20 protein-coding genes are annotated in these 21239 nt (G+C 64.6%); 10 read left to right on the top strand and 10 right to left on the bottom strand.

Annotated elements, in window-relative coordinates; all coding sequences use genetic code 11:
- Window positions 1-119: 119 nt before the first annotated feature.
- Window positions 120-2753 carry a phosphoenolpyruvate carboxylase gene (gene ppc, locus BN1120_RS03700; protein WP_010675692.1) on the top strand — a complete coding sequence of 878 codons (2634 nt, stop codon included), beginning with the start codon at window positions 120-122 and terminating at the stop codon, window positions 2751-2753.
- Window positions 2754-2919: 166 nt separating this feature from the next.
- On the opposite strand, the gene BN1120_RS03695 is transcribed toward ppc, so the two are convergent.
- A complete protein-coding gene (locus tag BN1120_RS03695; RefSeq protein ID WP_042014802.1) occupies window positions 2920-4401 on the bottom strand; it encodes a GGDEF domain-containing protein in 1482 nt (493 codons plus the stop codon).
- A 181-nt stretch (window positions 4402-4582) separates the two neighbouring features.
- Here BN1120_RS03695 and ybaK point away from each other — a divergent pair, with 181 nt between their 5' ends.
- Window positions 4583-5053: a Cys-tRNA(Pro) deacylase gene (gene ybaK, locus BN1120_RS03690; RefSeq protein ID WP_042014801.1), complete on the top strand. Its 471-nt coding sequence runs from the start codon at window positions 4583-4585 to the stop codon at window positions 5051-5053.
- A 128-nt stretch (window positions 5054-5181) separates the two neighbouring features.
- Here ybaK and BN1120_RS03685 read toward each other — a convergent pair whose 3' ends face one another.
- Genes BN1120_RS03685 through BN1120_RS03675 form a run of 3 tightly spaced genes read right to left on the bottom strand, consistent with a single transcriptional unit; the run spans window position 5182 to window position 6862 of the window.
- Window positions 5182-5910 carry a GNAT family N-acetyltransferase gene (locus BN1120_RS03685; protein ID WP_042014820.1) on the bottom strand — a complete coding sequence of 243 codons (729 nt, stop codon included), beginning with the start codon at window positions 5908-5910 and terminating at the stop codon, window positions 5182-5184.
- 28 nt (window positions 5911-5938) lie between these two features.
- Complete coding sequence (locus tag BN1120_RS03680) at window positions 5939-6376, bottom strand: rhodanese-like domain-containing protein (RefSeq protein WP_042014800.1); 438 nt, start codon at window positions 6374-6376, stop codon at window positions 5939-5941.
- Between the two features lie 18 nt (window positions 6377-6394).
- A complete protein-coding gene (locus BN1120_RS03675; RefSeq protein WP_042014799.1) occupies window positions 6395-6862 on the bottom strand; it encodes an OsmC family protein in 468 nt (155 codons plus the stop codon).
- Window positions 6863-7114: 252 nt separating this feature from the next.
- Between BN1120_RS03675 and pdxR the strand changes: the two genes are divergently transcribed.
- The 3 genes from pdxR (at window position 7115) to BN1120_RS03660 (ending at window position 10343) form a co-directional block, all read left to right on the top strand.
- Window positions 7115-8542, top strand: coding sequence for a MocR-like pyridoxine biosynthesis transcription factor PdxR (gene pdxR, locus BN1120_RS03670; protein ID WP_042014798.1), 1428 nt, complete (start codon window positions 7115-7117; stop codon window positions 8540-8542).
- Window positions 8543-8644: 102 nt separating this feature from the next.
- On the top strand, window positions 8645-9529 hold the full coding sequence (locus BN1120_RS03665; protein ID WP_041215775.1) for a hypothetical protein: 885 nt from the start codon (window positions 8645-8647) through the stop codon (window positions 9527-9529).
- On the top strand, window positions 9513-10343 hold the full coding sequence (locus BN1120_RS03660; protein WP_231959413.1) for a substrate-binding periplasmic protein: 831 nt from the start codon (window positions 9513-9515) through the stop codon (window positions 10341-10343). The genes BN1120_RS03665 and BN1120_RS03660 overlap by 17 nt, the downstream gene beginning before the upstream one ends.
- Window positions 10344-10358: 15 nt before the next feature.
- On the opposite strand, the gene BN1120_RS03655 is transcribed toward BN1120_RS03660, so the two are convergent.
- Window positions 10359-11234: a LysR family transcriptional regulator gene (locus BN1120_RS03655; protein WP_039040573.1), complete on the bottom strand. Its 876-nt coding sequence runs from the start codon at window positions 11232-11234 to the stop codon at window positions 10359-10361.
- Window positions 11235-11362: 128 nt separating this feature from the next.
- Here BN1120_RS03655 and BN1120_RS03650 point away from each other — a divergent pair, with 128 nt between their 5' ends.
- On the top strand, window positions 11363-11764 hold the full coding sequence (locus BN1120_RS03650) for a CidA/LrgA family protein (RefSeq protein WP_039040574.1): 402 nt from the start codon (window positions 11363-11365) through the stop codon (window positions 11762-11764).
- Window positions 11757-12446 (top strand): LrgB family protein, encoded by a 690-nt coding sequence (locus BN1120_RS03645; protein ID WP_010675703.1) that lies wholly within the window; start codon window positions 11757-11759, stop codon window positions 12444-12446. The genes BN1120_RS03650 and BN1120_RS03645 overlap by 8 nt, the downstream gene beginning before the upstream one ends.
- A 67-nt stretch (window positions 12447-12513) precedes the next feature.
- On the opposite strand, the gene BN1120_RS03640 is transcribed toward BN1120_RS03645, so the two are convergent.
- Both BN1120_RS03640 and metB read right to left on the bottom strand, forming a co-directional pair.
- On the bottom strand, window positions 12514-14967 hold the full coding sequence (locus BN1120_RS03640) for a bifunctional aspartate kinase/homoserine dehydrogenase II (RefSeq protein ID WP_039040575.1): 2454 nt from the start codon (window positions 14965-14967) through the stop codon (window positions 12514-12516).
- A complete protein-coding gene (gene metB / locus BN1120_RS03635) occupies window positions 14967-16145 on the bottom strand; it encodes a cystathionine gamma-synthase (protein ID WP_010675705.1) in 1179 nt (392 codons plus the stop codon). Before metB ends, BN1120_RS03640 begins: the two co-directional genes overlap by 1 nt.
- Window positions 16146-16368: 223 nt before the next feature.
- On the opposite strand from metB, the gene metJ reads away from it, so the two are divergent.
- From metJ to BN1120_RS03620, 3 genes are all read left to right on the top strand, one after another.
- Window positions 16369-16692, top strand: a complete 324-nt coding sequence (gene metJ, locus BN1120_RS03630) for a met regulon transcriptional regulator MetJ (RefSeq protein ID WP_005327165.1) — start codon at window positions 16369-16371, stop codon at window positions 16690-16692.
- 35 nt (window positions 16693-16727) lie between these two features.
- Window positions 16728-17486, top strand: a complete 759-nt coding sequence (locus tag BN1120_RS03625) for an AraC family transcriptional regulator (RefSeq protein WP_042014816.1) — start codon at window positions 16728-16730, stop codon at window positions 17484-17486.
- Between the two features lie 84 nt (window positions 17487-17570).
- A complete protein-coding gene (locus tag BN1120_RS03620) occupies window positions 17571-17909 on the top strand; it encodes a tRNA-binding protein (RefSeq protein ID WP_010675707.1) in 339 nt (112 codons plus the stop codon).
- A gap of 82 nt (window positions 17910-17991) precedes the next feature.
- Here the strand turns inward: BN1120_RS03620 and BN1120_RS03615 are convergent, their stop codons facing one another.
- The 3 genes from BN1120_RS03615 to nudE form a co-directional block, all read right to left on the bottom strand.
- Window positions 17992-19266 (bottom strand): aromatic amino acid transport family protein, encoded by a 1275-nt coding sequence (locus BN1120_RS03615; protein ID WP_042014795.1) that lies wholly within the window; start codon window positions 19264-19266, stop codon window positions 17992-17994.
- A 411-nt stretch (window positions 19267-19677) separates the two neighbouring features.
- On the bottom strand, window positions 19678-20490 hold the full coding sequence (gene cysQ, locus BN1120_RS03610) for a 3'(2'),5'-bisphosphate nucleotidase CysQ (RefSeq protein ID WP_010675709.1): 813 nt from the start codon (window positions 20488-20490) through the stop codon (window positions 19678-19680).
- Between the two features lie 44 nt (window positions 20491-20534).
- Window positions 20535-21143 (bottom strand): ADP compounds hydrolase NudE, encoded by a 609-nt coding sequence (gene nudE / locus BN1120_RS03605; RefSeq protein WP_042014793.1) that lies wholly within the window; start codon window positions 21141-21143, stop codon window positions 20535-20537.
- Window positions 21144-21239: the final 96 nt, after the last annotated feature.

The raw sequence follows: 21239 nt of genomic DNA, 5'->3' as shown, positions 1-21239 counted from the left end.
GACAATCTGGGTAGATTGTCCCCCTAAGATGACGGAGCATATGTTGTAATCGCACAACAATAAGTGAGGTCGCCTCCCGCCTGGAAGGTCAGGAGGCACCAACAAAATAAGGATGTGGAATGAACGAAAAGTACGCCGCACTACGGGCCAACGTAGGCATGTTGGGCCAACTGCTGGGTAAATCCATCAAGGATCATCAGGGGCAGGCCTTCCTCGACAAGATTGAGACCATTCGCCAACTGGCCAAGTCTTCCCGCAAGGGGAACGAGGCAGACAGAGAGCGCCTGCTCGACACCCTGCGTACCCTCTCCGATGACGAACTGCTGCCCGTGGCCCGTGCCTTCAGCCAGTTCCTCAACCTGGCGAACGTGGCGGAGCAGTTCCACACCATCTCCCGTCGCTGCGAAGAGCAGGTCTGCACCCCGGACCCGCTGGAGCAGATGTTCGACAAGCTGAAAGCCTCCAACCTGTCCCAGGAGGCCATCATCCAGGCCGTGCGCGAGCTGGACATCGATCTGGTGCTGACCGCTCACCCCACCGAGGTGACCCGTCGTACCCTGATCCACAAGCACGTGCAGCTCAACGACTGCCTCGAGGCCCTGGAACTCTCCGATCTGCTGCCCCGCGAGCGGGACAAGATCCAGAGTCGCATCGAGCAGCTGGTCAACCAGGCCTGGCACACCAACGAGATCCGCGAACAGCGCCCGACCCCGGTGGACGAAGCCAAGTGGGGCTTCGCCGTGGTGGAAAACAGCCTGTGGCCGGCCATCCCCGAATTCATGCGCAATCTGGACGAGCGCCTGCAACACCATCTGGGTGTGCGGCTGCCGCTGGATGCCGCGCCGGTCAAGTTCACCTCCTGGATGGGCGGTGACCGCGACGGCAACCCCTTCGTCACCGCCAAGGTGACCGCCGAAGTGCTGGAGCTGGGCCGCTGGATGGCGGTGAGCCTGTTCTACAAGGACATCAAGGAGCTCACCTCCGAGCTCTCCATGGCCGATTGCACCGACGCCGTGCGTGCCCGGGTCGGTGATAACCCGGAACCCTATCGCGCCCTGGTGCGTGAGCTGCGCGAGCAGCTGCGCGAGACCCAGGAGTACCTGACCGCCAAGGTACAGGGCCAGGCGAGCGAGAGCCGGGATCTGGTCAAGAGCACCGCCCAGCTGCGCGAGCCCCTGGAGCTCTGCTACCACTCCCTGCACGCCTGCGGCATGGGCAACATCGCCGACGGCATGCTGCTGGACGTGCTGCGCAAGCTGGCCTGCTTCGGCATCCACCTGGTCAAGCTGGACATCCGTCAGGATGGCGAGCGTCACGGCCAGGTCTTCTCCGAGCTGACCCGCTACCTGGGTGTGGGCGACTACGCCGAGTGGAGCGAAGAGGACAAGCAGGCCTTCCTGCTGCGCGAGCTGAACTCCCGCCGCCCCCTCATCCCGAGCGACTGGGATCCCAGTGCCGAGACCCGCGAGACCATCGACACCTGTCGCGTCATCGCCCAGCACGACCCCGATGCATTCGGCATCTACATCATCTCCATGGCCGGTGCCCCGTCCGATGTCTTGGCGGTCCAGCTGTTGCTGAAGGAAGCTGGCTGCAAGTTCCGCATGCCGGTTGCCCCGCTGTTCGAGACCCAGGAAGACCTGATGGCGGGCACCGCCGTGATGGAACGCCTGCTGTCGGTGGACTGGTATCGCGGTTACATCCAGGGCCGTCAGTACGTGATGATCGGCTACTCCGACTCCGCCAAGGATGCGGGCATGATGGCCGCTGGCTGGGCCCAGTACGCCGCCATGGAATCCCTGGTGGCGCTGGCTGAAGCCAACAACATCCGCCTCACCCTGTTCCATGGCCGCGGCGGTACCGTCGGCCGTGGCGGCGCCCCCGCCCATCAGGCGATCCTGTCGCAACCCCCGGGATCCCTGCGCGGCGGCCTGCGGGTCACCGAACAGGGGGAGATGATCCGCTTCAAGTTCGGCTTGCCGAAGGTGGCCATCCAGAGCCTGAACCTCTACACCAGCGCCGTGCTGGAGGGGAACCTGCTGCCGCCGCCCAAGCCGAAAGAGAGCTGGCGCGCCGTGATGGAGCAGCTGGCGTCTGTCTCCTGTGATCACTACCGCAGTATCGTGCGCGGTCACCCGGACTTCGTGCCTTACTTCCGTGCCGCCACCCCGGAGATGGAGCTCGGCAAGCTGCCGCTCGGTTCCCGCCCCGCCAAGCGCAAGCCCAACGGCGGTGTCGAGAGCCTGCGCGCCATCCCCTGGATCTTCGCCTGGACCCAGAACCGGCTGATGCTGCCGGCCTGGCTCGGCGCCCACAAGGGATTGCAACAGGCCATCGACGACGGCCAGAAGAGCGTGCTGGACGAGATGAGTCGCCAGTGGCCCTTCTTCCGCACCCGTCTCGAGATGCTGGAGATGGTGTTCCTCAAGGCCGACCTCTGGCTGGCGGAATACTATGACACCCGCCTGGTGCCGGAGAACCTGTGGGCACTCGGCAAGCAGCTGCGTCAGGAGCTTGCCGACTCCATCGAGGTAGTGCTGAAACTGCGCCCGCAGGGCGACCTGCTGGACGATCAGCCCTGGATCAAGGAGTCCATCAAGCTGCGCAACCCCTACACAGACCCGCTCAACGTGCTGCAGGCCGAGCTGCTCAATCGCTCCCGCAACCACCCGGAGACCCTGCACCCCGAGCTGGATCAGGCGCTGATGGTCACCATCGCCGGCATCGCCGCCGGCATGCGCAACACCGGCTGATCCCGGACCGTTGCAAACAAGGGCGCCCCGGCGCCCTTTTTCGTCCCTGCCGGGCACGGGGATCCCGATATTGCCGCCAGCACAGCCCCCTCTAAGGGAAAAAAACATCCACAACAATCAGGGCGCCATGATGGCGCCCTGTTTTATTTCGCGATATGGCCTCTCATCAGGAGACCTGGTTGCGACCCCGACGTTTTGCCTCGTAAAGTCGCTGGTCCACGCATTGAAGCCAGTCATCCATGCGCCTGTAACTCATCTGATAGGGCGTGAGCCCCACACTGATGGTGACGGTGATCGCCTGGTGCTGATACAGGAAGGTGTGCTGCTCCACCTGGCGCCGGATGCGCTCCATGATGGTGTGGGCCTCCTCCAGGGTCGTGCCCCGCAGCAGCAGGATGAACTCCTCCCCGCCAAATCGCGCCACCAGATCCTTGCTGCGCACCGCCTGCATCAGGAGCCCCGCCAGCGACGCCAGCACGGCATCTCCGGCAAGGTGTCCATATACATCATTGATTTGCTTGAAGAAGTCGATATCTATCAAGGCCAGGCAGCAGGCCTCCCCTTCGGCGGGATGGTGCTGGACGTGATCCAGCAACACGTTTGCCTGCTGGAAAAAGCTGCTGCGGTTGGGCAGCTTGGTCAAGAAATCGTGCTCGGCGTTGAAGCGCAGCACCCGCTCCATGCGGCTGCGCTCGTCCTCCAGGTTGCGGGCGTGGATAAGGGTGCCAAGGGCCGTGGTGAGGGGCTCGAGCAGGCTGACATGGGTCTCGTCAAAGCCACCCGGGCGGTTGGCCAGGGCGATCATGCCGATCGCCTCTCCCTTGTGGCGGATGGGAATGCCGAGGAAGCTCTCCAGGTGCGGATGACCACGGGGGGAGACACCGCGACTGGCTGGATGGCTCGGCAGATCGTTGCAGCAAACCAGGGTATTGTGGGTCACCACGTGCCCAAACAGGTTGTCGAGCTTGCTGAAGATGAGCCCGCCCCGACTCTGGCGCTGCTGTTCATACCAGGCGTGGGTCGCCTCGTCCCAGGAGACATTGGAGATGGAGGGGACATAGAGACTGGGACGACCATCCTCGTACTGGATGATGCCGATGAAACCATAGGAGCTCTCGCTCACGCTCAGCAGGCGCTCGAAGACGGTATCGCAGGCGGAGCCGAGATTGCGATCGAGCAGAAAACTCTGGTGCGCGGCCACCACGATGTCAAACAGCTGGCTCTGCTGCTCGACCCGCTGCTTGGCCATCACAGCCGAGGTAATGTCGTGCGCCAGCTTGACCACCCCCAGCAGGGTGCCGGCCTCGTCGCTCACGGGCATGTAGGTGGCATGGAGCCAGAGGGGGCTGCCACCTTGCCTGACCCGGCGAAACTCCCCCGACTGGATCTCGCCACCCAATACCTTCTGCCAGAAGAGATCATGCTCCGCCTGCAGATCCGGCGGCAACAGCATGAGATGGGACTGGCCCACCAGCGCTTCGGGGGGATAGCCCAGCATGTCGCAAAACAGGGGGTTGACCGAGACCATGCGACCATCGAGATCGAACTCGACCATGCCATAGGCCCGATCAAGGGCGGTCAGCCTGGCAAGGGTCTCATATCGATCCATCGCGTCGATATCGCGAGCGCAAAGTGCTGTGGTATTCATGGCTACGATTCCTTTCGATCGCCGGCGCATTGCATTGGAATGCGGGGACAAGTGCCCAAATCATAGGATCCGGCACCCGGTTACGCTAACACAGGCCCCGATTGGGTGTGAAGACTGGTTCTTGCCACATCCGGCTCCCGGGCGCAGACTGTCTGGCCTTGCCACGGTTCGAGGAGACCCCATGACACCCGCCATCAACTTGCTGAAAAAGCTCAAGATACCTCACAGGCTTTACCCCTATGAGTGCGAAGCCCACGACGACTTCGGCAAGCATGCCGCTACCCAGCTGGGCCTGCCCGAGGCGCAGGTGTTCAAGACCCTGCTCGCCCATCACGACAAGCAGGCGGTGGTGGCCATCGTGCCCTCCTCGGGCATGTGCAGCCTCAAGCAGCTCGCCAAGGCTACCGGGCTCAAGAAGGTGGAGATGATGAAGCCGGCGGAAGCCGAAAAGCTGACCGGCTACAAGGTGGGCGGCATCAGTCCCCTGGCCCAGAAGAAGCTGCTGCCCACCGTGCTGGACGACTCCGCCATGGCCTTCGACGAGATCCTGGTGAGCGGTGGCAAGCGGGGGCTCTCGGTCGGCGTGGCCCCCGAGGACATGGTCCGGCTGATGAACTGGATTGCGGCCCCCATCGGCGATCACCACGACTGAACAAACAAAAGAGGCGCCATGACTGGCGCCTCTTGCGTCTGGATGTCGGATCTGGCGCCTTGTGTGCGAAGGATACCCAAAGCCCCGGCACCGGAAACCGCCCCGTCCCGGCGGGTGATCTGCCGCCCTCAACACGCCCCAGAGCGGCAGGCGGCGGTCAGTTCGGAGAGCCGACTACGCTGACGCCCGGCATGGTCGAAGTTGCCGTCCTCCAGCCAGCGCTCGAAGCACCCTTTCAGGGCGGGCCACTCGCTGTCGATGACGGAGAACCAGGCCGTATCCCGGTTGTGTCCCTTGTCCACCCGCGCCTGACGGAAGGTCCCCTCATAGTGGAAGCCCAGGCGCAGGGCAGCCTGGCGCGAAGGCAGGTTCAGGGCATTGCACTTCCACTCGTAGCGCCGGTATCCCAGAGCAAAGGCATTGGCCATCATCAACACCATGGCCGCCGTCGCCAGCCGTGACTGCTGCATGGCGGGGGAGAAGTGCAGCCAGCCCACCTCGATGCTGCCCGCCAGGGGATCGATGCGCAGGTAGCTCGCCAGTCCCAGCGCCCGTCCGCTCCCCTCGTCGATGATGCCGTAGAACTGGGGATCCCGCTTGGTGGCCACCTCCCGCAGCCAGACCCCCATGGCGGCCTCGTCCGCGAAAGGGCCGCTGGTCAGGTAGGTCCACATGGCCCCGCTGTCGGCACTGAACGCCTGCCACAGATCCCCCAGGTGGCGCTCGGGATCAAGGGGCTCGAGACGACAACCCCAGCCATGCAGTGCGCGGTGGGGAGGGAATTCGGCGCCGCGCCATTCTGGCAGCGCACGCCCCAGAGGCTGCCCAAAGTCGTTGAAAAGGGCGGCGCCGGACAGGGAGGCGTCGCCCCCCTCATTGCAACGTTCAACAGGCACAGGCAATTCCCCCTTCCAGCAGCACTCCGGGCTCGCTGCCCGTGGCGACGGCGAAACCGTCCTGACGCCACCAGTGCAGACCCCCTATCAACTCCTTGACCTCAAACCCGAGGGACGCCAGCTTGTAGGCCCCCTGGGTCGAACCGTTGCAGCCGATGCCGTCGCAATAGCAGACATACACCAGGTTCCGGTCCAGTAACGCCGTGGTCGACGCCGTCATGGTCCTGTGGGGGAAGGAGATGGCGCCGGGAATGTGCCCCTCGGCATAGTGTGCGGGGGAGCGGGTATCGATGACCACGATCCCCGCCGCCCCGGCCAGCAGATCGGCGGCCAGATCCGCCGGATCGGTACGAAACTTCAGTTGGGCCTCGAAAAAGACGCTGGCTTCGGCGGCCCCTGCCACCCCTGTGCTCAATACATGACTCATCCTGAACGCTCCTGATGACTAGATGACGATCTCTGTGGTGACGACGGTGTTGACCGAGTTGGCGATGAAGCACTCCTCATGGGCCTGGTGGTGCAACTGCTCCAGATCCGCCAGGGCGGGCTCCCGCTCTCCCCCGAAGATCACCCTGGGACGCAGGGTGACCCGGGTCATGGCGAGGCGACCTTGCCCGTTTTTAGCCATGATGCCGACCGCGTCGTCCCGGTAGCTCTCTACCCGATAGCCCGCCTTCGCCGCCAGCCAAAGGAAGGTGAGCATGTGGCAACTGGAGAGGGCCGCCACAAACGCCTCTTCCGGGTCCACATGTTCCGCCACCGAGTAAGGCAGCGGCACCACATGGGGAGAGGAGGAGGCCGGCACCCTGACCCCGCCATCAAACGCCCACTCATGGGCCCGGCTGTAACGCTGATCGACGAAGGGCTCGTGCTCCCCCCGCTGCCAACTGATGGTGGCACTGTATTCCGACATGCAGACTCCTTGTGTTGCCAATCCGTGCCGCCTGCTGGCGCCACCCTGTGACCACCAATGTAGCGACAAAATGGCCTTGCCACGCCGACCAATTTTGCCAATATGGGCAGACCAATTTCATCGAGCCGCCACCATGACCATCCACCCCACCCGCTCTGCCCGTCGGTCGCCAGCCCCACAGCCGCGCCATGCCCTGCGGGCAGGATCCCTGCCTCGAAAGGGGCGCCCCCCACGAGCCAACGGGAGCACACCATGACCGTTCTGCCAACGCTCTTCGCCAGCCAGCAGCAAGGGGAGCTGCCCCTGCACGAACAACTGGTGCGTACCCTGCGCGAGGCCATCCTGGCGGGCCACCTGCCCCTGCACAGCCGCCTGCCCGCCAGCCGCCTCCTGGCCCGGGATCTCGGTATCTCCCGCAGCACGGTGGAACTGGCCTATGGCCGGCTCGAGGCGGAGGGGTATCTGGTGCGCAAGGTGGGCGCCGGCAGCTTTGTCGCCCTGGCGGCGGTGCGCCCCGCGCCGCGCCCGCCCCAGTCAGCGGCTGGCCTCTCCCGCCGCGGCCAGGAGATGGCCCTGGGTGGCGCCTGTCACGACGTGCCCGAGGTGGGCACCACCTTTGCTTCCAGCCAGCCGGATCCCCGTCTCTTCCCCCAGGCACTCTGGGGTCGGCTGATGCAGCAACAGTGGCGCCAGCGCGCCAGCGACTGGATGAACTACGGGGATCCCCAGGGGCTTGGGGAACTTCGCGCCGCCATCAGCAGCTATCTGGTGCAGTCACGCGGCGTGGTGTGCGAGCCGGATCAGATCCTGATCCTCACCAGCTCCCAGCAGGGGATCCTGCTGGCGACCCAGTTGCTCATCGATGCCGGCGACACCGTCTGGGTGGAAGACCCCGGTTATCCCGGGGCTCGCACCGCCATGGAGAGCGCCGGTGCCCGGGTGCATCCGGTGCCGGTGGATGAAGAGGGGCTCAACCCTCATGGGGATCATCCTGCACCGCGCCTCATCTACTGCACCCCGGCACACCAGTATCCCCTTGGCGTCCCCATGAGCCTGCCCCGCCGCATGGCGCTGCTGGCCGAGGCAGAGCGTCACGGCGCCTGGATCCTGGAGGACGATTACGACGGGGAGTACCAGTATGATCAGCGTCCCCTGCCTGCCCTGCAGGGGCTCGACGGCCAGGGGCGGGTGATCTATGTGGGCACCTTCAGCAAGGTGCTGTTCGGCTCGCTGCGCCTCGCCTACCTGGTGCTGCCCAGGCCACTGATGGACTCCTTCTGCCGCGCCCGGGCCGCCGTCGACGGCCACAGCAACCAGTTGCAGCAAGCGGTCACGGCAGACTTCATCCGGGGCGGGCACTTCGCCACCCACCTGCGCCAGAGCCGCCTCCTCTACCAGAGCAGACGGGATCTGCTGCTGGCGGAACTGGCCGAGCACTGCCCGGGGCTCACCCCCATCCACAGCGGCGCCGGCCTGCAGTGCGCCGTGCTGCTGCCCCCCGGTGGCGAGGCGCGCTGGACCGATGCCGCCAACGCCTGCGGGCTGGGGCTGCGTCATCTGGGCCAGTTCTACCTGGGCCCGCCGACGCTGGAGGGGTGGCTGCTCGGCTTCGGCTGCCTCGACAACCAGACGCTGCGCCAACTCTGTCGCCGCCTGGGTCTCTTGATGAAATCCGCATGACCCCCTTCTCAAGAGGTCAGATCTGCCAGAGCCTGATAGCGCTGTGTCGACGGGAATGGCCCGTCTATACTGGGCACAATCCCGTTGCCGAACCCGGTCAAGATGCATCGAATCCTGCTCCTTTTGCTCGCCCTCTCCCTCCCGTCCCTCACGATGGCGGCCACCCGCTTCACCCTGATCACCGGGGAGACCCAACAGGATGTCCGCATGAATTATTACCGGGCGGCGATGCGGCTGGCGCTGGAGAAAACACGGCCCGATTACGGCGACTATGAACTGCTCGACGCCATCAGGATGAACAAGGCGAGGATGCGGCTCGAAGTGCAAACGCCGGGCAAGAATGCCCTCTTCATCGTCGACAGCTGGCCCCAGGAGATCCCTCAACCCGGCGTCAGCCTGGTCCCCTTCCCCATCGATCTGGGCGTGCTCGGCTACCGGGTCTGTTTTGTCGGCAGCGCCCGTGCCCGGGCACTTGCCGGGGTTCACACCCTGTCCCAGTTGCAGCAGTTCACGCAAGGGGTGGGCACAGGCTGGCGGGATGCCGACATCCTTCGCTACAACGGCTTCAGGGTGCAGGAGGTGGATAACTATGAGTCACTGTTTCGCCTGGTGGCCCGTGGCCGGATCGATCTCTTCTGCCGTGGTGCCAACGAGATATTGAGCGAGTGGAAAAACCACAGACCCGGCCTGCCGGGGCTGACCGTGGATAGCCATGTCGCCCTCTTCTATCCGCTCATCCACTCCCTCTATAGCCACGCCACCTACAGCAAGGAGCGCGAGCGCCTTTTGCGCGGCCTGCAACTGGCCTGGAAAGATGGCTCCCTGCAGCGCCTCTGGCGCCATCATTTCCAGCCTTCCCTGGTCTTTGCCCGGCTCGATTCACGCCAGATCTTCCGGCTGACCAACCCGCAGTTGCCCGACGAGAGCACCGACTACCGCGCCTATCTCTATGACCCGATGAGGGATGACTTTGGCATCGCTCCCTGACTGGCTCGCCGGTTCTCCCCTGTCAGGCAGGCTCCCCTTGCGCACTCTCTGCCTGGCGCTGCTGCTCTGGTTGCTGCCGACCTGCGTCATGGCCGCTCCCGGCAGCATTCGTGCCTGCATGGAGAACAGTGATTCGCCTCCCTGGTTGCTGATGTCCGGCGAGGGGATAGTGCAGTTCCACCTCAAGGAGGTGGCAAACCGGATCGGGCATCCCATCATTCTCACCCCCCTTCCCTGGAAACGCTGCCTCTCCCTCGTCAGCCAGGGCCAGCTCGATGCCGCCGTCAAGCTGAGCTACAGCGAAGAGCGTGCTCGCACCATAGGGGTCTATCCCATGCGACAGGGGGCACCTGATCCCGCCAAGCGCCTGCTCACCGAGAGCTACAGCCTCTACCAGCCAAAAGGCGGACAGGTTCGCTGGGATGGCCGGCAGCTCGTCGCCCATGGCGTCATTGCGGCGCAGTCCGGTTTCTCCATCGTCGCCCAGCTGCAGGAGAGCGGTGTCAGGGTGGATGACTCCAGCAGGGAACCACTGATCCTGCTCAAGAAGGTCGCGATGCAGCGCGCCGTTGCCGCCGCCCTGCAAACCGGGGTCGCAGAACGGACCCTGGCCGCCCACCCGCAGTTGCAGGCCACACTCGAGCGGATCACCCCTCCCCTGGTCGAAAAACCCTACTACCTCATCTTCTCCCACCCCTTCCATCAAGCCCACCCCGATCTCAGCCAACAGGTGTGGGACGAGATTGAGGAGGTGCGACACTCCGCAGCCTATGCCCGCTTCGTCACAGGCATGGCGTCACAGGGGACCCCCTAACCCCAGACCCTCTCTTCAGCCCTGTTCGCGGCACAGGGCAAGCCAGGCCTCGGCGGTGCGGGAGAGGTAGCGATCCCCTGGCCAGATCACCCCGAGTCGCCAGCTCAGCGCCGGGGCCAGAGGGCGCAACACCAGGCCGTCCGGCGTCAGCCGCCGGCAGATGGGCTCCGGCAGGAAAGCGACCCCCATGCCGCTTCGCACCATGGCGGTGAGGAAGTCCCACTGGCTGCTGCGGGCCGCCACCTGAGGCACGAACCCGGCTTGCTCGCAGGCCTGCTCCAGCCGCTCGCTCAGGGTGAAGGCCTGGGTATAGAGCAGGAAGGGTTCGTCCCGCAGAGCCTCCAGCCGGATCTCGCCCCCCTCGCGCCAGCGGGGCAGGTCCGGTAGCACCACCCGGATGGGGTAACTGTCCAGATCCAGGGCGCAGAGGGCCCCCTCTTCCCTGGTCGGCAGCATGGTGATGGCGAGATCCAGCTCCCCCGCCAGCACCGCCTGCTCGATGCGCCGCCCGCCATATTCGACGATGGAGAGCTCCACCCCGGGGTAGCGGCTGCGATAGGTACGAATGAGATCCGCATAGACATGGCCCACCATGGGCGGGATGCCGAGGGCAAGACGCCCGGATTGCAGGCTCTGCAGATCCGCCAGCTCCGCCTCCAGCTGCTGCATCTCCGCCAGGATGGTCTGGGCCCGATTGAACAGCACCTGGCCGCTGTCGGTCAGGGTGAAGCGGCGACCGACCCGGCTCAGCAGGGGCTGGCCCAGCTCCTCTTCCATGTTGCGGATCATTTTGCTGATGGTGGGCTGGGTGACGAACAGCTTCTCGGAGGCGCGGGTGAAACTCTGCTCCCGCACCAGCTCGACGAAGTAACGCAGGGCTCGAATATCCATGGTGCTCTCTTGACGGGGATGGCTGGCTAAATCATGCCTCTTTGGCATGATTTTGATAATTTAAATTCATTTTTTGCAGGTTTGGTCCCTCTCTATACTGTGAGCAGGTTCACAGAAAGACGCTTGCCATGAAAACCCTCTGCCTTCGCTGGTTGCAAACCCCCTTCCAAATCGCCCTGCTGGCGGCCATCTGGTTGCTGGCCGACATCGCAGTGCGCACCTTGCACCTGCCCCTGCCCGCCAACCTCACCGGCATGTTGCTGCTGCTGGTCTGCATCCTGCTCGGGGTGGTCAAGGCCCAGTGGTTCAGTGCCGGGGCCCGCTGGCTGCTGGCGGAGATGCTGCTCTTCTTCGTCCCCGCCGTGGTGGCCGTGGTCAACTATCAGGAGCTGCTGCTGCAGGAGGGGTGGCGCATCATGGTGGTCCTGATCGTCAGCACCGTGCTGGTGCTCGGCACCACGGCCCTGGTGGTGGACAGGGTCTATCGCCTCGAGCTGAAGCTGGCCCGCCGGAGTCGCCGCCATGTCTGACACCCTGCTCGGCCTGCTCTGCTTCGCCCTGACCCTGCTCTTCTACTACGCCAGCAAGTGGCTCTATGGCAAAAAGCGCATCCTGCCCCTGATGCCGCTGCTGCTGGCCCCCACCCTGCTGGTGGCCGTGGTGATGCTGTTCCACATTCCCTACCGGGACTACATGGCCGAATCCCACTGGCTGCTCTGGCTGCTGGGCCCTGCCACCGTCGCCTTCGCGGTGCCCGTCTACGAGAATCGCCAGCTGATGCGCCGCCACTGGCTTTCCCTCTCGGTCGGGGTCGTGGCGTCCGTGGTGATGGCGGTGGGCAGCACAGTGCTGCTGGCCCGCTGGCTCAACCTCTCCGAGCTGTTGCAACGCAGCATGGCCATGAGATCCATCACCACCCCCTTCGCGGTGGAGGCGACCCGTTCCGTGGGTGGCAACGCCGATCTCACCGCCCTGTTCGTGGTGCTGACCGGCGTCATCGGCATGGCGGTGGGAGAAAGCGTGCTCACCGTGCTCGCCATCCGCAGCCGCCTCGGCAAGGGCGCGGGCTTTGGTGCCTCGGCTCACGGGGCCGGGACAGCCAGGGCCTATCAGATGGGCAACGAGGAGGGGGTGGTCTCCAGCATGGTAATGATGATCGCCGGCATGGCCACCGTGCTGCTCGCCCCCCTCCTGGGCCGGCTGTTCTGGTAACTCCGCCACCCGATAACAGAAGAGGCGCCCTGGGGCGCCTCTTCTCATTGCATCGTGTCACGCAGCCTCAGAGGCTGGCGCAGATCTGCCAGAGATCGTACTGGATGGCGGCGGCCGTCACTTCCCGGCCCGCTCCCGGCCCCTGGATCACCAGGGGGTTGGTGCGATAGCTGTCGCTCTCGATGGCGAACACGTTGTCGCAGGGCAAGAGGTTGGCAAACGGGTGATGGGGCTCCAGCGCCTCCAGCCCGACGCGGGCCTTGCCGTCGTGCTCGAAGCGGGCGACATAGCGCAGCACCTTGCCGACCCGGCGCGCCCCCTCGAAGGCGGTCTGGATAGGGTCATCCAGCTCCTTGAGCCTGTCCATGAACTGATCCGCACTCACCTTGCGCAGGACCACCGGCACCAGGTTCTCCAGCTCGATGTCGGCGGAGTCGAGCTCGAAGCCCGCCTCCCGCGCCAGGATGAGGAGCTTGCGGCGCACATCCTGACCGGAGAGATCCTCCCGGGGATCCGGCTCGGTCAGGCCGTGTTGCCACGCCTCGTCCACCAGTTCGGAGAAGGGGCGAGTGCCGTCATACTGCTGGAACAGCCAGGAGAGGGTGCCGGAGAAGATGCCGGAGACCCCCTGGATGCGGTCACCGCTCTGGCGCAGCATCTGGATACTGGACTGGATGGGCAGCCCGGCCCCCACGGTGGCGTTGTAGCGCCATTGCACCTGATGGTCGCGGCAGGTCTGCTTGATGCGCTGGTAAAACTCGCTGTCGGCGGCACCGGCAAACTTGTTGGCGGCGATGATGTGGATGCCGAGCTGGGCAAAGTCCGGGTAGTAGCGGCTCACCGTCTCGCTGGCGGTCATGTCGAGCGCGATCAGGGAGTCAAAACTGTGCTGCTCCAGCTGGGAGAGCAGCTCCGGCCAGATGAGCGGCTTGGGATGGAAGTTGTCCTGTACCTTGAGGGGATCCAGCCCCTCTTCGTCCAGCAGCCCGCCCTTGGAGTCGAAGACCCCGTAGAGGGTGAGCGCCAGATTGAGCTCATGCTCGAGGCGCGCCTTCTCGCGGGCATAGAGCCCCAGCCAGTGACCGCCGATATTGCCCTTGCCGAACACCACCAGCCCGACCCGGGTCGGGCGGCTGAACAGGGCACTGTGCAGAGCGATGAGCAGCGGCTCCAGCACGATCTGGCGCAGCACGGCCACCAGGCTCAGGCCGTCTTTGGCCACCTGCACGAACTCCAGAGGCTGATCCGCCAGCAGCTGGTAGAAACGGTGGCACTGCTCGGCATTGTCGGTGACGCCGGCCCCTACCAGGGCGACCAGGCTGAACCCCTCCTTCTGGATGAGGCCGGTAAAGTTGCCCTGCAACTGGAAGTCACGGAGCACCTCGAAGGCCCCTTGTGCCACCTCCAGGGTGTAGGCCAGACGCAGCACCCGCCGATCCGGCTGGCGCTGCAGGGTGAGCGGATGGAGGCGATGGCGGGCCAGATGGGCCTCGATGGCCGCCACTGTCTGCTCAAAGTCCGTCTGCGGCAGCACCTTGAGCTCGATGAGGGCTATCTGATCCACCGAGGAGACGATGCGGGCACCGCCGGAGCGGGGCGCACGGCGCAGGATGTGGGTACAGCCTTCGTCCGGATTGTAGCTGCAGCGCAGGGTGAGTCGCTGGCGGCTGTCGGCCACCGGCTGCAGGGTACGCGAATGCAGCACCGAGGAGCCCAGGCGCGCCAGCTCGTTGGCCTCGGCCAGGCTCAGGCGCTCCAGCAGACGCGCCTCTTTCACCCGGCGCGGGTCGGCACTGTAGACCCCGGCCACGTCGCTCCAGATGGTGGTGGACTCGCCGTCCGCCAGCGCCGCCAGGAGGCTGGCACTGTAGTCGGAGCCGTTGCGCCCCAGCAGCAGGGAACGCCCCTCCATGTCGGCGGCAATGAAGCCGGTCACCACGATGCGACCGGCGTGCTCGGCCAGGCGGGCCTTGAGCAGCTCGCTGGAGAGGGCGGTGTCCACCTTGATGAGGGCGCCGTCTTCTGCGCGCAGGAAGCTGCGAGCATCGAGCCAGGCGGCCGCCTCACCCCGGCTGGTGAGCAGGGCAGCCAGCAGGCGGGCGGACCACACCTCGCCAAAGGCGAGCAGGCCGTTGCGCTCGAAGCGGTCAAACTGCCCCTCCAGGGTCTTGGCGATCAACTGCATGTCGTCCGTCAGTTGCTGGCTCAGATCGAGGTGAAGCTCCCCTTCCAGCAGGCCGTCGATCAGGCTCTGCTGATAGGCGTGCAGGGCGGTGATGGCTTCGCCTGCGGCCTCATCCCCCGCTTCCGCCAGCTCCACCAGCTGGATCAGCCGGTTGGTGGTCTTGCCTGCGGCGGAGACCACCACCAGCTCGTTGCCCCCCACCTGTTGCTCGACGATGCTGGCGACCCGGCGATAACAGACCGGATCCGCCAGGCTGCTGCCGCCGAACTTGTGTACATGGCGCCGCTTGAAGACTGCCTCTGTTGCCACCACACACTCTCCTTGTTGTTGTTCCATTACTTCACCTGCTCTGCCTGTTGTGCCAACTGCGCCTGTTCAAACCCCTGGGCCAGATCGGCCACCAGATCCTCACCGTGTTCGATCCCCACCGACAGGCGCAGCAACTGGGCACTGATACCCGCCGCCTGCTGGGCCGCAGGGGTCATGGCCCTGTGGGTCATGCTGGCCGGATGGGCCACCAGACTCTCCACACCGCCGAGGGACTCCGCCACCGAGAAGAGGCGCAGCCCCGCGAGGAAGGCTCGCAGCCCCGTCTCGTTGCAATCGAGCTCAAAACTTAGCATGGCGCCAAAGCCGGACTGTTGACGGCGCGCAATGTCGTGGCCCGGATGGCTCGGCAGGCTGGGGTGATAGATCCGCTTGACCAGCGGCTGCTGCTGCAAGAAGGCGAGGATGCGATCCGTGTTCTCCTGATGGGTGCGCAGGCGCGGGGCCAGGGTGCGCAGGCCCCGCAGGGTGAGGTAGGAGTCAAAGGCACCGGAGGTGAGCCCCAGGCAGTTGGCCCACCACACCAGGGAGTCGGCCAGAGCCTGATCCTTGGCGATCGCCACACCTCCTACCACGTCGGAGTGGCCGTTGATGTACTTGGTGGTGGAGTGGACCACCACGTCGGCACCAAGGGCCAGGGGCTGTTGCAGCAAGGGGGAGAGGAAGGTGTTGTCCACCACCACCTGGGCCCCCACCCCGTGGGAGGCCTCGGCGATGGCGGCGATGTCCACCACCCGCAGCAGCGGATTGGAGGGGGTCTCCACCCACACCAGTGCGGGTTTCTGGGCCAGCGCGGCGGCCAGCGCCACCTCGTCTCCCTGATCCACGAACTGCACCTGGTAGTGGCCCTTGGCCGCCAGATACTCGAACAGACGCCAGGTACCGCCGTAGCAGTCGTGGGGGGCGATCAGCAGATCCCCCGCCTTGAGCAGAGCCGTGGTCACCAGGTGAACAGCCCCCATGCCGGTACCGGTCACCACGGCGCCGGCCCCCCCTTCCAGGGCCGCCAGGGCATCCGCCAGATTGGTGCGGGTCGGGTTGCCGGAGCGGGCATAGTCGTATTGACGGGGCTCGCCAAAGTCGGCAAAGGTGTAGTTGCTGGAGAGGTAGATGGGGGGCACCACGGCACCGTGCTGCGTGTCTGTTTCAATCCCGGTGCGTACCGCCAGGGTGGCCTTGTGGGTCATGTCACTCTCCTTGATGGGTTGCCGGAGCCGGTCCGCCTCGTGGGTCGTCCAGCCCCGCTCTCATTTTCGCTGGCCGGACTGCCGGCCCATGGTGCACCACACTACGCCACCTTAAAAAAGCCGTCAACACTTCCAGACGTCTAAATGGCTTTGCTGTTGGATTGCCATTGAATTCCTTAAGGGTTAAAATCCGCGCTCACGGCCAAACGACTACAGGTGGAACATGGGTACAGAGTGGAACGGCGACTACGTCAGCCCCTATGCAGAGCACGGCAAGAAGAGCGAACAGGTCAAGAAGATAACCGTCTCGATCCCGCTCAAGGTGCTGAAGGTGTTGACCGATGAGCGCACCCGTCGCCAGGTGAACAACCTGCGTCATGCGACCAACAGCGAGCTGCTCTGCGAAGCCTTCCTGCACGCCTTCACCGGCCAGCCGCTGCCCTGTGACGACGACCTGCGCAAGGATCACCCGGACAGCGTCCCCGCTGAGGCCCGCGCCATCATGGAAGCCCTTGGCAAAGAGATCGAAGACTTCGACGCCGAGTAATGCGGCTGCCCATGGCAAACGATGCATCCCTTTCAATGACGCGGCCCGGTGCCGCGTCATGCTTATCTGCCACCTCCCCCTTCAGCCTGCGTCACTACCAGAGCGACATGCAGAGCCACAGTCATGACCACGCCCAGCTGGTGATCCCCCTCGTCGGCCCCCTCGAGATCGAGGTGCAGGGTCGGGGATGTCGCCTCGCCCCCGGTTTTGCCTGCATCATCGCCCCTGGCCTTCGCCACGACTACGCCGCCGACCCGGCGCACGTGTTTCTGGTGCAGGAGAGCCACTGGCTGCCGGCAGCCCTGGGGGACCACCCCTTCGTCGAGCTGGATGAGGCTCAGCGCCACTACCTCGCCTTCCTGCACCGCATGGTGGCCGAGGGGCGCCACGTGGCCAGCATGGATCAGGTGTGGCTCGGGCTGCTGACCGAGGGACGCGGCATGGGCCCCGCCGTCGCTCCCCGCATAGCCCCTCGTATCGCCAAGGTGCAGCGTCATATGGAAGCCCACCTCGCAGACCCCCTCACCAACGAGGAACTCGCCGCCATCGCCTGCCTCGGCCTGAGCCAGTTCAAACACGCCTTTCGCCAGCAGGTGGGCACGAGCGTCTCCCACTACCTCAGGATGCGGCGCATGGCGCTGGCCCGCAGCCTGCTCGCCCGCACCCGGCTGCCCGTCGGCGAAGTGGCCAGCCGCTGCGGCTACCAGAACCAGGGGGCCTTTGCCGAGCGTTTCCTGGCCGAGACCGGACTGACCCCTTCCCTCTGGCGCCGGCAAAACGGCCGCCTGCCGTAATCAGTCGGCTCTTTGCCGAAGACAATCCCCGGGCATTCGAGGCATGCTGAGGCTCATGCACGGTATGGGCAACGAGGAGCCAAGATGCAGACCATAAGCTGGCAGGATTTCGAGATGGTGGAGCTCAGGGTGGGCACCCTGGTGCGGGTCGAGCCCTTCCCCGAGGCGCGCCGCCCCGCCTACAAGGTGTGGGCGGATTTCGGCCCCGAGCTCGGGGTGCGCAAGAGCAGCGCCCAGATCACCGACCTCTATCGACCGGAGGATCTGGTGGGCCGCCAGATCGTCGCCGTGGTGAACTTTCCTCCCAAGCAGATAGGCCCCATCCAGTCGGAGTTTCTGCTGACCGGCTTCTATCGCCCGGATGGCGCCGTGGTGATCGCCATCCCCGAGCAGGCGGTGGAGAACGGCGCCAAGCTGGGGTGAGACACGGCAAGGCAACCAGAGAGCAGAAACAAGAGAGGCGACCCCCGGGGTCGCCTCTCTTGTTTGATGCTGACGGCCTGGCTTATTTCAGCAGGCTGAACAGCAGGGCCGAGACCGCCAGGGCACCGGTCAGCAGGATGAAGCCGTTGACCCAACGGTGACGGAAACGGGCCAGCGCCTCCACCTTGTAGATGGCCACCACCGGCATGATGAAGAGGATCATAGCGATGACGGGGCCGGAGAGGGTCTCCATCAACCCCAGAATGCCCGGGTTGATGATGGCGGCGCCCCAGATGGCGAAGAACATCAGGGCGATGCCGAGCTTGTCCGCCTTCGCCAGCGGCAGGCCGGTGGCCTTGGCGATCAGGCTTTTCAGGCTTTCGCGGGCACCGAGGAAGTGGCCGAGGAAGGAGGAGCTGATGGCGATGAAGGCGATGAGCGGCCCCAGGGTCACGATCACCGGGTTGTCGGTGATGTTGGCGAGATAGGAGAGCACGGAGACGTTCTGGGCCTTGGCCTCGGCCAGTTGGGCCGGGGAGAGGCTCAGCACGCAGGAGAAGACGAAGAAGAGCACGAAGCCCACCAGCATGACGGTGGTGTTGCGCAGGATCAGGCCGCTCTTGGTTTCGGCCTGCTCCCCGTATTCCCGGCGCTGCACGTTGGCAAAGCCCGAGATGGCGGCGGCGTGGCTGAAGGCGAACACGGTGACCGGCAGCGCCAGCCAGACGGTGTTGAGGAAGCTCGTGCCTTCAAAGGCGGTCACTTCCGGCCACTGCCACTGCCACTGGGGAATGAGGTAGCAGGAGAGGGCCAGCAGGATAGCCGCCAGCGGGTAGACCATGACGGCGAAGGCCCGCAGCATCGCCTTCTCGCCGGCCAGCATCACGGCGATCATGGCGAACACCAGCACGCCGGAGAGCATCACCCGATCCGGGGAGGCCAGGCCGAGCTGATTGACCATGAAGCTCTCCACCGTGTTGGTCAGCCCGACGCCGTAGATGAGCAGGATCGGGAAGATGGAGAGGAAATAGAGCGCCGAGATGAGGCGCCCGGCCATCTTGCCGAAGTGCTCCTCGGCCACCTCGGTGAAGTCGGCCTGGGGGCGCGACGACGAGAGCACGAAACGCGCCAGCCCGCGGTGGGCCAGGAAGGTCATGGGACCGGCCAGCACGGCGACGATGATGAGGGGCCAAATCCCCCCCAGACCCAGGTTGATGGGCAGGAACAGGATGCCGGCGCCGACGGCGGTGCCGAACAGGCTGATGACCCAGTGGGTGTCGTGGCGACGCCAGCCGGTGCTGGCCATGGTGGAGGGGGAACCGGACAGCTCCCGTGAGACGTCTACAGATAAACTCATCGATAAATCACTTTTACGCAGTATTAAAATCTAAAAACATTGTGCTCCTTTAGCATTTAATTCTCAAAAATGGAGACTGGCAGATCTCACTGGCAAAGCCCTGTTCCACCAGTGAGATTGGGAGGAAATTTCACCCCGGATTATTCGATTAATCCTGACATTAACCAAAAATTAGGAATATAAAACCAAAATCAAAATAGACGTCGATTTTTTGTTTCGATGAAATGCATGTTTTCAGAATTTACTGAAATTTATGCCAGTGCAGCCAGATTGGATGTGATGATCCACTGCCGTTATCGCCATCACTAGCGAATCTCCCTGAAATCCCCGTAACCAGCCAGTGGATCACACCAATGCAATCAGGCGACCCTGTGGTCGCCTGATTGCATTCCCTGCGAGCTGGTCGACCCGTCAGTGGGCCAGAATGCGTCCCCAGGCGAGATCCGGGTCCCCCATCACGATGAAGTCCGGGTTCTCCAGCGACTCGGTCTCGTTGTAGCTCAGCGGTTGCAGCGCCAGGCTGAGGATGCGGCCCCCTGCCGCCTCCACGATGCACTGGGCGGCAGCGGTATCCCACTCCCCGGTGGGGCCCAGGCGCACGTAGCAATCCGCCACGCCTTCCGCTACCAGACAGGACTTGAGGGAGCTGGAGCCGAGCGGGATCAGCTCGTAGTGGATGGCCGGGTTGAGGCGACGGGTCAGGTTCTCCAGTTTCTGGCGGCGGCTGATGGCCACCACCAGGGAGTCAGGCTGATCGTGTTCATGATGGATGGCGCTGATGGGACGGCTCTCGCCGTTCGCCTCCTTGAAGGCGCCGTGACCACGCACCGCCCAGTAGAGCAGATCGGATTCGGGGGCATAGATGACCCCGAGCACCGGGACATTGTCCCGCACCAGGGCGATCAGGGTGGCGAAATCGCCGCTGCCTGCGATGAACTCGCCAGTGCCGTCCAGCGGGTCCACCAGCCAGTACTGGCGCCAGTTCGCACGCTGGCTGAAGGGGATGTCGGCCGCCTCTTCGGTCAGCACGGGGACATGGGGAGTGAGCGCTGCCAGCGCCTGTTTGAGGTAGGCATCGGCAGCAAGATCGGCACTGGTGACCGGGGTCGCATCCTCCTTCAACTGGCGTTCGAACTGACCGCCGCGATAGATCTCGTGAAGGATCCTGCCCGCCTCACGGGCGATCTCCTTGACCTCGGGTATCCAGGCCAACAACTCCTGCATGGTGCTTACCTCTGCCTCTGATTACCAAACAGACCCTCTGCGGGCTAATTTCCCTGCTCCGCCAGCCATTTGCTGGCCAGCAGCAGGGCACTGATGCTGCGCGACTCGGTGAAGTCCGGTCGTGCCAGCAACTCGTCGATCCGGTTGAGGGGCCAGGGGATCACCTCGAGAGGCTCGGGCTCGTCACCGACCCGCTGCTCGGGGTAGAGATCCCGCGCCAGCAAGATGTCCATCCGGCTGGAGAAATACCCCGGCGCCAGCGACACCTGCTTGAGCAGGGTCAGTCTGCTCGCCCCGAAGCCCGCCTCCTCCATCAGCTCCCGGTTGCCCGCCTCGAAGGCATTTTCACCGGGGTCTATCAATCCCTTGGGGAAACCCAGCTCGTAGGAGTGGGTGCCCGCCGCGTACTCGCGCACCAGCAGCAGGGTGTGGGCATCGAACAGGGGCACCACCATGACGGCACCCCGGTTGCCGCCGCGCATCCGCTCGTAGACCCGCTCCTCGCCGTTGGAGAATTTCAGGTGAAGGGACTCCACCTTGAACAGCCGGCTCTCGGCCACGATCTCGGCCTTGAGGATCTCCGGCTTGCTCTTGTCATGGGCCATGGTCTCGACACTGAGGTGGACGGGATTGCGCTTGTGGGGATCGCTCATCGGGGGCTGACTGCTCGTTAAAAAATCGTGTTTCAAGAGTAAACGACTCCCCTGCCGAACACCACGGGGCAAAGAGGGGAAAGATGTCTGAAAAAT

Source organism: Aeromonas caviae, assembly GCF_000819785.1.
Taxonomy (GTDB): Bacteria; Pseudomonadota; Gammaproteobacteria; order Enterobacterales; family Aeromonadaceae; genus Aeromonas; species Aeromonas caviae.
This window is presented reverse-complemented; position numbering and strand designations above follow the sequence as displayed.

Bases quoted from the DNA above. Each gene is read 5' to 3' on its own strand.
- nudE (WP_042014793.1), bottom strand. From the start codon at position 21,143: ATGAGCGATCCCCACAAGCGCAATCCCGTCCACCTCAGTGTCGAGACC.
- ppc (WP_010675692.1), top strand. From the start codon at position 120: ATGAACGAAAAGTACGCCGCACTACGGGCCAACGTAGGCATGTTGGGC.
- BN1120_RS03615 (WP_042014795.1), bottom strand. From the start codon at position 19,266: ATGAGTTTATCTGTAGACGTCTCACGGGAGCTGTCCGGTTCCCCCTCC.
- BN1120_RS03640 (WP_039040575.1), bottom strand. From the start codon at position 14,967: ATGGAACAACAACAAGGAGAGTGTGTGGTGGCAACAGAGGCAGTCTTC.
- BN1120_RS03620 (WP_010675707.1), top strand. From the start codon at position 17,571: ATGCAGACCATAAGCTGGCAGGATTTCGAGATGGTGGAGCTCAGGGTG.
- BN1120_RS03645 (WP_010675703.1), top strand. From the start codon at position 11,757: ATGTCTGACACCCTGCTCGGCCTGCTCTGCTTCGCCCTGACCCTGCTC.
- BN1120_RS03625 (WP_042014816.1), top strand. From the start codon at position 16,728: ATGACGCGGCCCGGTGCCGCGTCATGCTTATCTGCCACCTCCCCCTTC.
- pdxR (WP_042014798.1), top strand. From the start codon at position 7,115: ATGACCGTTCTGCCAACGCTCTTCGCCAGCCAGCAGCAAGGGGAGCTG.
- BN1120_RS03650 (WP_039040574.1), top strand. From the start codon at position 11,363: ATGAAAACCCTCTGCCTTCGCTGGTTGCAAACCCCCTTCCAAATCGCC.
- ybaK (WP_042014801.1), top strand. From the start codon at position 4,583: ATGACACCCGCCATCAACTTGCTGAAAAAGCTCAAGATACCTCACAGG.
- metB (WP_010675705.1), bottom strand. From the start codon at position 16,145: ATGACCCACAAGGCCACCCTGGCGGTACGCACCGGGATTGAAACAGAC.
- BN1120_RS03655 (WP_039040573.1), bottom strand. From the start codon at position 11,234: ATGGATATTCGAGCCCTGCGTTACTTCGTCGAGCTGGTGCGGGAGCAG.
- cysQ (WP_010675709.1), bottom strand. From the start codon at position 20,490: ATGCAGGAGTTGTTGGCCTGGATACCCGAGGTCAAGGAGATCGCCCGT.
- BN1120_RS03680 (WP_042014800.1), bottom strand. From the start codon at position 6,376: ATGAGTCATGTATTGAGCACAGGGGTGGCAGGGGCCGCCGAAGCCAGC.
- BN1120_RS03665 (WP_041215775.1), top strand. From the start codon at position 8,645: ATGCATCGAATCCTGCTCCTTTTGCTCGCCCTCTCCCTCCCGTCCCTC.
- BN1120_RS03675 (WP_042014799.1), bottom strand. From the start codon at position 6,862: ATGTCGGAATACAGTGCCACCATCAGTTGGCAGCGGGGGGAGCACGAG.
- metJ (WP_005327165.1), top strand. From the start codon at position 16,369: ATGGGTACAGAGTGGAACGGCGACTACGTCAGCCCCTATGCAGAGCAC.
- BN1120_RS03695 (WP_042014802.1), bottom strand. From the start codon at position 4,401: ATGAATACCACAGCACTTTGCGCTCGCGATATCGACGCGATGGATCGA.